The sequence below is a fragment of the Erwinia pyrifoliae DSM 12163 genome, assembly GCF_000026985.1.
GTDB lineage: Bacteria > Pseudomonadota > Gammaproteobacteria > Enterobacterales > Enterobacteriaceae > Erwinia > Erwinia pyrifoliae.
Genome location: NC_017390.1, coordinates 3306784 through 3319525, shown reverse-complemented (window position 1 = coordinate 3319525; position 12742 = coordinate 3306784). Strand labels below are relative to the sequence as shown.

General features: G+C 50.7%; 11 protein-coding genes. 8 read left to right on the top strand and 3 right to left on the bottom strand.

Annotated elements, in window-relative coordinates:
* The 3 genes from EPYR_RS15130 to EPYR_RS15120 are packed head-to-tail and all read left to right on the top strand — an operon-like array spanning position 1 to position 3284.
* Complete coding sequence (locus tag EPYR_RS15130) at positions 1-1404, top strand: integrating conjugative element protein (RefSeq protein ID WP_012669251.1); 1404 nt, start codon at positions 1-3, stop codon at positions 1402-1404.
* Between the two features lies 1 nt (position 1405).
* Positions 1406-1753: a hypothetical protein gene (locus tag EPYR_RS15125; RefSeq protein ID WP_012669250.1), complete on the top strand. Its 348-nt coding sequence runs from the start codon at positions 1406-1408 to the stop codon at positions 1751-1753.
* A 1-nt stretch (position 1754) separates the two neighbouring features.
* Positions 1755-3284, top strand: a complete 1530-nt coding sequence (locus EPYR_RS15120) for a conjugal transfer protein TraG N-terminal domain-containing protein (protein ID WP_012669249.1) — start codon at positions 1755-1757, stop codon at positions 3282-3284.
* 38 nt (positions 3285-3322) lie between these two features.
* Here EPYR_RS15120 and EPYR_RS21175 read toward each other — a convergent pair whose 3' ends face one another.
* Both EPYR_RS21175 and EPYR_RS15110 read right to left on the bottom strand, forming a co-directional pair.
* Positions 3323-3613 (bottom strand): hypothetical protein, encoded by a 291-nt coding sequence (locus tag EPYR_RS21175; protein WP_226060750.1) that lies wholly within the window; start codon positions 3611-3613, stop codon positions 3323-3325.
* A gap of 283 nt (positions 3614-3896) precedes the next feature.
* On the bottom strand, positions 3897-4499 hold the full coding sequence (locus tag EPYR_RS15110) for a hypothetical protein (protein WP_148217840.1): 603 nt from the start codon (positions 4497-4499) through the stop codon (positions 3897-3899).
* A 352-nt stretch (positions 4500-4851) separates the two neighbouring features.
* Between EPYR_RS15110 and EPYR_RS15105 the strand changes: the two genes are divergently transcribed.
* Positions 4852-6075, top strand: coding sequence for a type II restriction endonuclease (locus EPYR_RS15105; RefSeq protein ID WP_012669247.1), 1224 nt, complete (start codon positions 4852-4854; stop codon positions 6073-6075).
* 18 nt (positions 6076-6093) lie between these two features.
* Here EPYR_RS15105 and EPYR_RS15100 read toward each other — a convergent pair whose 3' ends face one another.
* Positions 6094-7515 carry a DNA cytosine methyltransferase gene (locus tag EPYR_RS15100; protein WP_012669246.1) on the bottom strand — a complete coding sequence of 474 codons (1422 nt, stop codon included), beginning with the start codon at positions 7513-7515 and terminating at the stop codon, positions 6094-6096.
* 1696 nt (positions 7516-9211) lie between these two features.
* On the opposite strand from EPYR_RS15100, the gene EPYR_RS15095 reads away from it, so the two are divergent.
* From EPYR_RS15095 to EPYR_RS15075, 4 genes are all read left to right on the top strand, one after another.
* On the top strand, positions 9212-10096 hold the full coding sequence (locus EPYR_RS15095) for an integrase domain-containing protein (RefSeq protein WP_041474185.1): 885 nt from the start codon (positions 9212-9214) through the stop codon (positions 10094-10096).
* A 918-nt stretch (positions 10097-11014) separates the two neighbouring features.
* On the top strand, positions 11015-11626 hold the full coding sequence (locus EPYR_RS15085; protein ID WP_012669242.1) for a hypothetical protein: 612 nt from the start codon (positions 11015-11017) through the stop codon (positions 11624-11626).
* Between the two features lie 104 nt (positions 11627-11730).
* The gene (locus tag EPYR_RS15080) at positions 11731-12039 is read left to right on the top strand and encodes a hypothetical protein (protein ID WP_012666833.1); all 309 of its coding nucleotides are present in this window, start codon (positions 11731-11733) and stop codon (positions 12037-12039) included.
* A gap of 78 nt (positions 12040-12117) precedes the next feature.
* On the top strand, positions 12118-12726 hold the full coding sequence (locus EPYR_RS15075) for a hypothetical protein (RefSeq protein ID WP_012666834.1): 609 nt from the start codon (positions 12118-12120) through the stop codon (positions 12724-12726).
* Positions 12727-12742: the final 16 nt, after the last annotated feature.

Genomic DNA, 12742 nt, shown 5'->3' with positions numbered 1-12742 from the left:
ATGAACAGATATCTTCTGATGACCGGCATTTGGCTGGCAGCATCCTCGCTGCCGGCAGCGGCCGTTGACGCGTCACTCTCTTCTTCAGGCGGATCGGTAAGCGGGGCGGTCAGTGATGGCCTGTTTTATTCCATCGGCGGTGGATCGGTGACCTCTCCGCCGCCCAGCCGCAGCAATATGTCCCGTCTGGGGCTCAACGGCGGCTGGAGCAGCGACCTGATGTGCGGCAACTTCGACCTGAAAACCACCGTGGGTAACCAGCTCAACGGTATTACCAGCGGCTTCAAGGATCTGATGGGCAACGTTATCCAGGGCGCGACGGGGGCGGTGATGAGCATGCCGGCGATGGCCATCCAGCGGGCGAATCCGGGGCTGTATGAAATGCTGACTAACGGCGTATTGCAGGCGGGTATTAACTTCGACAAGGGGCAGCTCAACTGCCAGAACATGTCGAAGAAGCTGGCCGACTATACAATGGGCAGCAAATGGCAGCAGGCTGCGGTGTCGGAGGAGTATAAGGATATCGTCGCTGGCAGCGGCGGTGATGCCGTCTCCAGCGACCAGAAATTGCAGAAAGCTACCGGCGAGGAGGGCGTCACCTGGGTAGGGGGCGAGAAGCGCGGAGGCAAGGGGCAGCGCGCCATCCAGCCAACCCGTGACCTCGCTAAAGCGGGCTACAACATGATGAACGGCCTGCCGGTCACCAGCAACAACAGCGTTGCTGCTGCCAGCTGCAACGGCAGCGCCTGCCAGCGTTACAAAACCTCTGACGAGGCGTCGGCGGCGGTGGTGAAAGTGCTGGGCGACCGCTCCATCCGTACCTGCCGGGAAACCAGCGAGTGTGCCAGCGGCGGGAGCGAAAACCAGCCGGGCAGCACCATTGCCGGTAGCGGTTTCTCACCGCTGCTGGAAGATGCCACCAAAGAGAACCTTGAGCAGCTGGGTAAGCTGGTTAACGGCCAGCTGCCGCCGACCGCCGATAACCTGGCCGGGATCAGAACCGGCAGTCTGGTGGTCACGCGCGGGGTGATACAGGCACTGCGCGACGATCAGGATAAGGCCGCGCTGGTTCAGCGTCTTGCCGGTGAACTTGCTATGGCCGACACCGTGGAGACCGCGCTGACCATGCGCCGTATGCTCACCACCGGTCAATCAGAACCTAACGCCGCCGGGCAGACGGAAGCCATTGCCGAAGGTGACCGCCGCATTGATGCGCTCGATCGCGAAATCGCCGCCCTGCGTAACGAGATGGAGCTGCGTAAATCCATCAGCAGTAACAGCCTGCTGACCACGCTGGAGCGTCAGGGGGCGCGCAATCAGGACAACCGCCTGCAGCAGACGTCCGGCAGTGAGGATCAGGGGTTCGGCAGGATGGGGCAGACGCAGCCGACGGGAGCGAACTGATATGAAACTGACCCTGTTCAGCGGCCGCACCGGCCGCGTTGTTATCGTTCTGCTCCTTGTGCTGCTGATGACGGTGGCGATGTTCGCCGTTGCCTCGCTGTTTATGGCTTACGATCCGGATGGCCATCTGACCCGCAGCTGGCTGCACCAGAGTCGCTGGGGGCTGTTTGGCTGGCGCATCACCCTCTATGTCGGCCTGGCGCTCGTCTGGCTGTTGAAGGTGCGGCCGCATGCAGTGCGATGCTGGCCGCAGATCCGCCAGCGCCTGCCGCGTACCGAGCTGCTGGCGGTGCTGTTTATGCTCGCCACGGAGTACGTGGCCTGGACCAGCGCGACGCAGGGAGGCTGAAATGACCGCGAACAGTTATCTGGAGTATTTTCTCGTCCTGTTTGGCTGGGTGATGAACAATGCCATGTGGAGCATCCTCGGCAGCACCGGGCTGTTTGCCCTGCCGCTGGTGTTTAAGGTGCTGGGCGTCTGGCTGAAGGTCAGAGAAGAGGGGGCCGACGAAGGCAACAAGGGGTTGCTGGCACTGCCGCGCATCGAGCACGCTATTTACGTTTCGTTTCTGGTGATGCTGTTCTGCTGCATTCCGCTGCTGCCGGTCGATATCAGCACCATTAAGTTCGACAGCTCGCGCGCGAAGCAGTGCGGCGTCAGTGTCCCGACCCCGCAAAACTCCGGCTATAAGGGGCTTATCAATGACTTTGACGGGCGCACCGCCGAAGTGCCGGTGTGGTGGTACCTGCTGCATTCCATGTCGAAAGGCACCACTCAGGCGATGATAGCCTCCATTCCCTGCGGCACCCAGCTGCGTCAGATGCGTTTCGACGTGCAGAACACCAGACTGCGCGACCCGGTGCTGTTGCAGGAGGTGCAGGAGTTTGCCGATCAGTGCTATTCACGGGCTTATTTCAGGCTGAAGAACAGCAACAGCCAGCTGAGCGATGCCACCATCAACGCGGTGGGCTGGATTGGCAGCAGCTACTTCCTGAACACCGCCGGGTATTACGACGACTATACGGCGATGAAGCCGCGCAGCCAGTGGCCGTACGACAGCAGTCGCGACAGCGGTTACCCGGATACGGGCCAGGGCGGCTATCCCACCTGTAAAACCTGGTGGTCAGATAGCACATCCGGACTGAGCAAGCGCGTGCTGGCCAACTTCAGCGACGGTACGCGCAGAGAGATGCAGCGTCAGTTTCCGGGGGCGCAGTGGGAGGAGCTGACCATGCGCTGGCTGGTCAGCCCGCGTAACGCGGGGTTGTCCGGAGCGGGAACCACTTATGCGGTCGGTGGTAACGATACGACCTCGGGCCTGGCCGGAAATATCACGCGCCTGACGTCTACCATCGGGCTCGGCCTGAAACAGGCTGAAGCGCTGCCGGGGTTTGATGCGCTGAAGCAGGCTCTGCCGATGATACAGGCGCTGTTGCAGATGATGATCATCACGGTGATACCGGTACTGATGATGTTCAGCGCCTATGAGCCCAAAACGATTGTGACCATCTCGTTTGCACTGTTTGCGCTGCAGTTCATCACCTTCTGGTGGGAACTGGCGGGCTGGCTCGACGACCGTCTAATCACCATTCTTTACGACAATATGGCAGAGCAGGGGATCTCCAACAGCAGCGTGCCGTTTGCAGGGTTCTTCAGCTCCACGGCCGATGGCTGGATTATGAATCTGGTGCTGGGAATGATGTATGTGGTGTTTCCTGCGTTCTGGATGGGGATGCTGAGTTGGGCTGGGGTAAAAATAGGGGGAGTTATGGATTCAGCGATGGTTTCTGCTTCTAAAATGCCACAACAGGCAGGTATTGAAGGTGGGAAAGCAGCCAAAAGCGCAGCAAAATCTGCGATAACAAAAGGGACAGGTTGATTATAGACAGACTAAATCAGTTATAAAGTTGAGCTGGTTTAGTCTTTTACACCATTTCTGTAATATCCATACCCTTGTGAACCATGCATCCAGCCCTCTGAACCGACCGGTTCACAGTTCTCGTCAATATTATCATGTGTGAGAGTTAGCAAGGATGCAGTGCTTGCTAGGATTGCAGCGCCACAATTTTGGGTCGCACTTGAAAATGTAACGGGTTCCTGAATCTTACGCTCCAGCCTGGATTCATCCTGGATAATATTGCGGCGTTTGCTGGCGAAACGGGCAAGAGTACTGCTCAGATCATCCGTTTTAAATCCATCTTCACTCATAGTNAAAGCTCCTTAAACCATTGATTGCAAAAACTCGTCATCAATNACCCGTTGGCCGGGTGTAGCTGGCAGANTTTCTACCCCATGTTTGATGTCACCAGGTTACTAAATTTCACTGGTACTGACAAATTTTGTACAACCCATCAGGAAATTATCATGGGGTGATTTCGTGCCACCCATTATTATCAGCTCATCATAAAAGAGGCAAAACCATAAGTTGATATTTATGGCTACCCAGTTAGCCCGGAGCAGACCAAGCTGTTAAGTGCGCACTACATGTCGACTAGCTCTCATTAAACCTAACTAAATATGCCTGCATCTCTGCGGTCAGGCGTGGGGATGGTACTGAAGTGAGCATTAGCCACGGAAACCACCATACAGTGATGTTGGCGATCATTATGAGAGGGAGTGCATGCCAGCCGAACGTTTGTGCGAAGAGGTAAACCATCAGGGTAAGGGTGACGGTAGCCAAGGGCAGGTTGATCCGCGTGAAGAACCACCATTCACGTCGGTACCATTTCGTATCAAACTCGATCCGCCCTTCGCATTCTTTTAGCAAGCTACGCCAAGGTCTCAGGTAGCGTGCCCGTAGATGGTAGCGCGTTGACATTAGGATCACGGCATCCTGTAGACGTGGCTCAATGATGCCGGTTAGTTTGGCGTGGCAGTGCTGTTTTAGCTCAAGTGCGATTAGATCGCGGGTGTTCGGTTCGAGATAGTCGAGTGAAAGCATTTTCTCCAACCGTTGTTTCCTGATATTCAGTAGCCAGCGCATAAAAATTACAGGATCGGTTTTAACCAGCCATGCATGAAGGGCGGTGACCACTATGCCAGCCAGAACAAGCAGCAAACCGGGCCAACCGTGCTGCCAAATCCAGTCCAACATCTCTCGGCTCAACATTCGTAACACCTCCAATTTATGACTGGTCGCTGGTATCCTGCTGGCGGTAACACTCACAGCAGGATACCAGCTGGCAGCGATCGGGCATATGCAGTATATAGGAGTTGTGGAATATGCGATGGGTGTCGGCGTATAAAAAGGCATCATCTTTCCATTGCCCTTTTAGTTGCGCCCATTAATCAGTTGCAAGCAGTCTCATCGATAGGTGTTTACAGCGTTTCAAGGCGCTCTTCTGGCAGCCAAGCATTCATCTGATGAACGTAAGGATACTATTACTGGCAGTGGGCAAGTTGCTTTTTATAGAGGTAACTTCAGAAAATAACCAACGGGGATTGAGATGTCAGAATTACATGCCTGGCTACAGGAAAAAGCCACTGATGAGCATTTTCTTTTTATCAAAAGACTATCAGCGAATGATACTGGGGCTACCGGGGCTCACCAGGTCGGCCTATATATACCAGCAGATATTGTCGAGATGCTGTTTCCGTCAATAAATCACTGCAAAAGCGCAAATCCCGATACTTTTCTCACAGCAAGAATTTCATCGCACAGTTGTGTCGACAGAGAGGTTCGGGCGATTTACTACAACAATAAATTTTTTGGGAAAACGCGTAATGAAAAACGAATTACCCGCTGGGGAGGAGACAGTCCGCTTCAGGACCCAGAAAATACCGGAGCTCTGTCGATTCTGGCATTCAGGAAAGATGATGCTGCTGATGCTCAGTACGTCGATGTCTGGGTTTGTGCCACGGCAGGCGATGAGGACATTGTTGAGTCAGTAACGGGAGAAGTGATCCCTGGAGTATTTTATGCCGGTAGTGGCAATAAGATCCTTGGAGGGTTTGCGCTGTCGCCTGTCGACGTTAAATACAGATATAAACTTCCGGTGGAATGGGCATCAGTTTTCCCAACGGGTACTGAGATTATCCGCTTTGCGGCAGGTCACTATTGCAGTAGGGAAACCGATCCGGATAAAAAAATAATGGAACGGCGAAAAAAAGAATATGAGATCTTTCTTCTCATCGAAGAAATGCATGTTCTGGAGATTATTCAAAAGGGATTTAACTCAGTAGATGAATTTATTTCCTTTGCCAATTCAGTCAGCAATCGCCGGAAATCGCGAGCTGGAAAATCGCTAGAGTTACATCTTGAACAGATTTTCATCGAGCAAGGACTATCCGCTTTTAGTACGCAGGCAGTTACAGAAGGCAACAAGAAACCTGATTTCCTATTCCCGTCAATTGCTGCTTATCGTGACGAGACGTTTCCGGAACAGCATCTGCGTATGCTTGCTGTTAAGACAACCTGTAAAGATCGCTGGCGCCAGGCTTTGAATGAAGCCGATCGTATCGGCACAATACATCTATTCACCCTTCAGGAAGGGGTTTCGGTATCTCAGTACGCCGAAATGCAGAAGGAAGGTGTACAGCTGGTCGTGCCCGCTTCCCTGCATGTGAAATATCCCAAGAGTGTCCAGGAAACACTGAAGACTTTGGGCGATTTTATTGCTGAGCTGTTGGACATCTATATTGAGCTTGGGTTGATACCCCGCAGGTCCTAAGGGCCTGCGGGCAGAGTCTTACTTTGAGGATGTCTTTTTAACAGCCTGTTTAATGACTGGTTCCAGCAATTTTGCTACAGCCTCAAATACAGGTACTACGACCGAGTTACCAAATTGCCGATAGGACTGCGTGTCTGATACCGGGATACGAAAGTGTTTTCCGTCTGGTTTTTCAAAACCCATGAGCCGGGCACACTCACGCGGGGTGAGGCGTCTTGGTCGCCGTGTCTGATTACTCTCATTGGCAAAGTCAACCTCCCCAACTGCCATGTCCCATCCCCGGTCAATGAGGATCTCGGAGCCATCCTTATGATAGCGAGCAGACAGGGTCCTGGCGACGCTGCCTGAATTGGTTGGATCGACCAGCCCAAATCCGAAACCGTTACCCTTCGCGGCATGTTTTTTAGCGTAGTTATAGAGATATTCCCAAAGGCGTGGCGTAAGGATGTATTTACTGTCCACTGTTTTCTCGAGAAGCGACCCGAATTCAGGACGCTTATCCGGGAAGTACCGGCTGATGTTACTCAGGGTGAAGTTCTGGTGAATATTCAGATCTCGGCGAAAGCCAACCAGTACGATTCGCTCGCGATGTTGTGGAAGGAAGTTTTTGCCGTCGATAACCTTTGGGTCGTCCCTGCCGGTAGCAGCAGCATCTGAAACTTCATAACCGAGCTCATCAAGAGCCTCCATAATGACCTTAAACGTTTTTCCCTTGTCATGGCTTTTAAGGTTCTTGACGTTTTCCAGCATAAATATGGCTGGCCGTTTGGCCCGAATTATCCTTGCAACGTCAAAGAATAGCGTCCCTTGTGCCTCACATTCAAAGCCGTGGGCGCGACCAAGAGAGTTTTTCTTACTTACCCCTGCCAAGCTAAAGGGCTGACATGGAAAACCGGCAAGCAGCACGTCATGATCCGGGATTTCTTTATCAATATTACGGTAGGCGTCGTCCTCACGAACTTCCGGCCTGTCGCTGAGAGTCACTTCCCGAATATCAAAGTTAAAACGATGTACTTCTTCATCGTTGTACCAGTTGGCCTTATAGGTCCTGACTGCATCTTTGTTCCATTCGCTGGTAAACACACACTGCCCACCAATCTCCTCAAAGCCCTTACGTATACCTCCAATGCCTGCGAAAAGGTCGATGAAACGGAAAGCATAGTTTGGGTGATGTACAGGAGCTGCGGGGAGCATTTTGTTCAGCAGGGCTTCTTCAGTAGAAGTCAGTGATTTAGGGCTGCATTTTCCATTAACCCAGCGGTTCAGTGTTTCACGAGTCCATTCATTTTTACCGAGGCTTCTCAGGAGTTCAGCGACATACTTCTGATCATAGATTTCCAGTACCCGACCTATCAGTCTGCGGTCCTGCTCTTGGCGCTGAATTTCTTCTTTTTCTGCCTGTGCGACCAGGTCCTGAGCCACTGCTTCAAATTCGGACATATTTCCTCCCGGGGTTCTATGGGTGAAAATGTATCACTCATTTGACCCAGAAGAAACCATTTTATCTGGGTATTTAACCAGTACGTTTTGGCCAATATTATCTGTGGAGAGTTATCGACAGCTTTAAGCTAAAGGATTGGCCGCAAGAGGGTAGAGATTAACCAATAATTATATGTTGAAAATGTGCCTTAGCAGCAAAGATAAATTATAATCTAACCGTCTTGTTCGATAAAAAATTATTGTTTCTATGCGGGTGTGAAATTTATCCAAGAATTGTAATTTTTGGGGGTTTTCCATTCTTATAAATTGTTGTTTTATTTTATTAGTACCTGTTTTTTTTAATTTATACTTATTCGTAAGTTTCAATGGGTTTCTTCGGTTGGTGCTGATGTATTATTTTTTATAGGGTGGAGTTGGGCCTATTAATATGCTATTTTATTTCCCTTTTCGTACCCTGGTGAGGATGCATGCTTTAATTCTCTCTTGTTAATTACTCACTCCTGTGGTGGTTGTTGTTGATTTTATTTATGAGCACTTTTCTTATTGAGTGCCATTAATGGTTTTTCTCTTTTTTTATATTTCTGATTGATGAATATGTGCTAATTATGGGGCTTATGAGTATTATAATTACTCTTAAGGTGATTTGGCATGAAAGGTTGTGGGTAAGTAAATTTTATTATGAGAAATAAATTTTTCTTCATTTCACTGGCATATCCTTATAAAAATGACATGGATTTATGACTTTTATCTTTAAAGATTTACTTCTCAATCCGGACCAAATTAGCACCTTTTTATGCCCAATCGACTGACAGGTCTTGAAAAAGTATCTCAGTCCGATCTAATATCGCCCTGTTGTAACGTTGCACTAAGCAACATGCCAATGTTCCGGTGATTTGAGAGGAACGCCTTCGGGTAATCACATGCCAATGCCGTTATAACCTGAGAGACGGCGCTTTCGGGCGGTAACTTCGTTTAACCTTTGAAAACGAAGATCGTACAGCGATTAAGGTCCTTTCCACTGTTTCAGCCAGCTACTGGTTTGCCACTGATTACGGGTTTCGCCCGTCTCCGTTTTACTTTTCACTTTGATTTGACGCTGAAGTCCGGTTGCGAACTTTGCGGCGTGGGTATGNCCATTTGGCACATTTGGGCATCTTCCACGACGGCATTGAGAGCAGAGGAGCGCGGCGTCACTTGTGTACGAGTAAAACGAGTACCAAGTGACGCGCGCAGCGCATAACNGGCAGAGCTTACGCACTGCCGCTTCAACGACAGTTTTACCAACTGACCAACACGTACTGAAGGGTTTAAATCACCACAATGACGTCTTCCCAAACATATTCGTTTGTTTATCAACCTGGTGTTCTGTCCGTCACAACGGCCCAGAACTTCACTATCTAAGGAGAAAATCGGCACGACATCGATGGCGACACCAGCTTGCTGGTGTGTGGAGGCAGTCTGATTCATTTCAGCCCGGCGCAAGCCGCGAACAGGTCAGAGACCTGGGGAGCCTCGCAATAACTCAACATTTCGCCGCCCCGATGCACAGATGTCTGCCGTGACGCAGGAAGCGCAAAATCAACCGTGCCGTCGGGGTGAAATTTCATCGTCTGTTGTTAATTCGCAGCCGGTGACAGCGCTTTTCCGTTCACGCAGACGGAAAAGCGCTGTCACCTGTTTGAATGGAGGATTGATTGTGGCAAAACTGAATAAAAATTTGATGACGCTGGCAAGGCAGGCCGGCGGAAGTTTTAAAACCGTCTCCGATCGCATGAAAATAGCTGACCGTTTTGCTGAACGGNTGCTGAAGCTTAATATTCAGNTCAGGGACGTGAAAAATATCAAAACCGGCCACGTTGAATTATATATTCGCAGTCGGCTTACTGAGAATATCTCTAAACGAACGCTNCAAAATGAGATGGCCGCCATCCGTGCNTTACTGCGCGTTGCCGGAAAAACCTTTATGGCAGATCCCTCACATGAAAAACTGAGCAATGAAGCGCTTAATATTTCAGGTACAAGCCGTGACGGGACAAAAGTTGCTATTACGGATGANTATTACCGCCAGGTTCTTTGTTCAGCAGAGGAAAAAGATAAAGGCGTTGCCTGTGCNATAAGATTATCCCGTCTTTTAGGGTTGAGAACGGAAGAANCGGTGCAGTCTGTAAAGTCACTGCGAACATGGCAAAAGANCCTCGACAATAACGAGGGAAAAGTTCGTATCGTTTTTGGTACGAAAGGTGGGCGGGCAAGAGATACGACCATCATAAAGAGAGAAGAAACCATTCAGGCAATCAGGCAGGCTATACAATATGCTGAAGAAAATAACGGCCGCTTAATGAATAAGTCGTCATTACATCTCGCCATAGAGCGATACAGAAATGTCGCACGCGATGCGGGTCTGGTGGGCGAGTTTGCACCGCACAGCCTGCGCTATGCCTATACGCAGGATGTGACCGCATTTCACCTTAATGAAGGATTCAGTCTTAAAGAAGCGCAGGCGCTGGCNTCTATGGATTTAGGTCATGGCGATGGAAGAGGGCATTATGTTGCGCGCGTTTATAATAAGACCAAAAATTAGTTTTAAGGCAGGTATCCCACGCGCCATTATTATNGATTAATTTTTTTCGCCGGGGCTTGATGTAACGTAAAACCTGAAGTACGATAATTTTGCTAACCGTTGTCATCACGACAACATGCCAATGTTCCGGTGATTTGAGAGGAACGCCTTCGGGTAATCANATGCCAATGCCATCATAACCTGAGAGATGGCGCTTTAGAGCGGTTCAGCCTGTTTAACCTTTGAGAACAGGGACCCTTGCGGTTAAGGTCCAGTCAACCTGCTTCCTGATTTATCTACATTCCCNCGGGACAACGCTTCCCGTCATGGGTGGTTGTTTCCCTTACTCACGGAGATACCACCATGTTTTTACTGAATACCGTTCATTCTGTTGCCGTTATTGCTGAAAGGGTCATCTGCCGTATTGCGCCTGAANCACGTTTTTCAGGGTGGCTTTGTTGTTTCAGAAGTGACGCAGAAGCGTTATGTCTGATCGCTGATGAACTTGAACGCGCTGCAACCTACACCCGNCCGGAGCATAAGATGCTGGCTGAATTCAGCGTTTACCACGCGGCTTACTTCTTCGCAGATCGCCAGTATCACGGCATGATGAAACGCTGGCCCCGGGCATTGCTCAGGTCACTGGCCAATAGCGGTTTACGCCTTGATGCCACGCAGTGGCGGGAAGGCTGTAACCAGGCGAGGTCGTCGCAGACCGTGACGTCTGATCCATGCACTTCAACATGTGATCACGTCTGACCTTTCTTTCAAGAGTATGCCGTGTTTTTCGATGAGCTTCAGTTATCGCTGAAGCTGAATTGAGAACAGGGACACTTGCGGTTAAGGTCCATTCAACATACTTCCTGATTTATCCACATCCCCACGGGACAACGCTTCCCGTCGCGGGTGGTTGTTTCCCTTATTTTCGGAGATACCACCATGCATTTACTTAATATTACCCATTTTGTTGCCGCATTCGCTGAACGGGCTGCCTGCCTTTTTGCGCCTGAAAGGCGTTTTTCGGCATGGCTTTACCGGTTCAAGTACGGTGCAGAAGCGCTACGTATGGCCTCTCAACTTGAGCGCCTCAGAGCTGAACTTGAGCGCGCCAAAGCTGAATTTAAGCGCATCAACGCTGGCTGCCAGTTTGAAGATAGTTGGCATAATGAGAATTTTGCCAAGTTTATTCGTACTTTTTCTGTTTCGATCATTCCAGCACAGTCTGCTATAGGTTTTATTGCAGTCATCTCTGAAGCTGAAGGTTTACTTTTGTCAATACGCGCTCTGAATCGTCTGGCTGTAAATGCGGAGGCTGGTCCAGAGGGGTATAGCCAGGGAGCATGGCAGGTTTTCCGGATTGCGGAAGTAATAGGTTTTTCCTGTGAGGCTAAATTCATTTCTCAAGATCTGTTCGAAAAATATGTTACAGATCTGATTCTTCTCGGAAATGAGATTGATGCCAGAGCCTGGAACCATGGTTTCAACGAAGGTATCAAACGTGTCCTGGATGTTGAATATAGGATAGTCAAAATGCCGCAGTCATTTTCTTAAGGCTCAGGCTAACCACTTACACAAACGCTTTTCAACCCGCGCGGGGAAAACCTCCCTGCAGCTGCGGTGAGGATTTCTCCGCTTTTTAACCAAAGGAGAAATCCATGAGAAGTATACTTCTTTCACTGATCGCCCATGCAATGGCCGGACTCAACCGCCTTTCTTTGGCACTGGATCCGCAGCAGTCTGAATGGTTTACCAACCGCAGCGGCCACAGCAGTTTCCGCCCGGAGATTATTCCGCAAGGGAGTGGCTTTAACGCCGTGATATCCCGTCGTACCGGGTACAGCTCGCGCGACTGGCGCTATCAGCCGCATGCCAGCGCTGGCCAGTTCTCCTCCGCACGTAAGGCTTTACGCGCGGGACGAAGGATGGCCCGGCAGATGGCCGAACTGCGCTACCGCTTTGACTGAATGTTCTTGATAAATTAACTCACTTCCCGGGGGGACTTTCCCTTCCGGGGAGGTCTCCTCCTTATGTCAGGAGGCATGATGATCCGCTTTACCTCAACTCAACTTCGTCCGGTTTTATCTCAACGGGGAGGGATGCAACGCCCTCTGATACTTGAGAAAAATTTGGGCATCTACATCCGTGTTCCGGATGACAAAAATCCCGGTGAATGGCTTAAAGCCTGGGCCGTGGGCTGCAATCCTTCAACCGATAACAACTGGTCAGAGAACGCCGATGCCCTGATTGCTGAAAAGGAGTACTCGTTTCAGACCTTTATGGCGCAGAGCTCGTTTGACGCGGTGCTGAATGATCACCATGACCTGTTAATGACTCCGGTCAATAACCCTTCGACCGGTATGACGGTTAAGAAAGAGACGCGTCCGCCGCAAAAGGTGTACGTACCGGTTGGCGAGTTCCGCAATCAGGTTCAGTGGCTTCACGACCAGTCCCTCAGGCACTTCCACGCCTGCGTGAGTAACTCCGAACGACTCAGCTGGCGATCGCAGGCGCTGTCTGTGCTGGACCAGGTTATCCGGCTTGATGCAAAGCGCGCCAAACCTGCCGATCGCGAGATGTTTGACAGCGCGGTGCGCAGCGTACGCGACCGCATCCGCCAGGTGATGTCGGACGGCTTCGTACGGTATGCCTGATAACTGATTTACCCAC

Coding starts and splice junctions, on each gene's coding strand:
- EPYR_RS15130 (WP_012669251.1), top strand. CDS start 1: ATGAACAGATATCTTCTGATGACCGGCATTTGGCTGGCAGCATCCTCG.
- EPYR_RS15125 (WP_012669250.1), top strand. CDS start 1,406: ATGAAACTGACCCTGTTCAGCGGCCGCACCGGCCGCGTTGTTATCGTT.
- EPYR_RS15120 (WP_012669249.1), top strand. CDS start 1,755: ATGACCGCGAACAGTTATCTGGAGTATTTTCTCGTCCTGTTTGGCTGG.
- EPYR_RS21175 (WP_226060750.1), bottom strand. CDS start 3,613: ATGAGTGAAGATGGATTTAAAACGGATGATCTGAGCAGTACTCTTGCC.
- EPYR_RS15110 (WP_148217840.1), bottom strand. CDS start 4,499: ATGTTGGACTGGATTTGGCAGCACGGTTGGCCCGGTTTGCTGCTTGTT.
- EPYR_RS15105 (WP_012669247.1), top strand. CDS start 4,852: ATGTCAGAATTACATGCCTGGCTACAGGAAAAAGCCACTGATGAGCAT.
- EPYR_RS15100 (WP_012669246.1), bottom strand. CDS start 7,515: ATGTCCGAATTTGAAGCAGTGGCTCAGGACCTGGTCGCACAGGCAGAA.
- EPYR_RS15085 (WP_012669242.1), top strand. CDS start 11,015: ATGCATTTACTTAATATTACCCATTTTGTTGCCGCATTCGCTGAACGG.
- EPYR_RS15080 (WP_012666833.1), top strand. CDS start 11,731: ATGAGAAGTATACTTCTTTCACTGATCGCCCATGCAATGGCCGGACTC.
- EPYR_RS15075 (WP_012666834.1), top strand. CDS start 12,118: ATGATCCGCTTTACCTCAACTCAACTTCGTCCGGTTTTATCTCAACGG.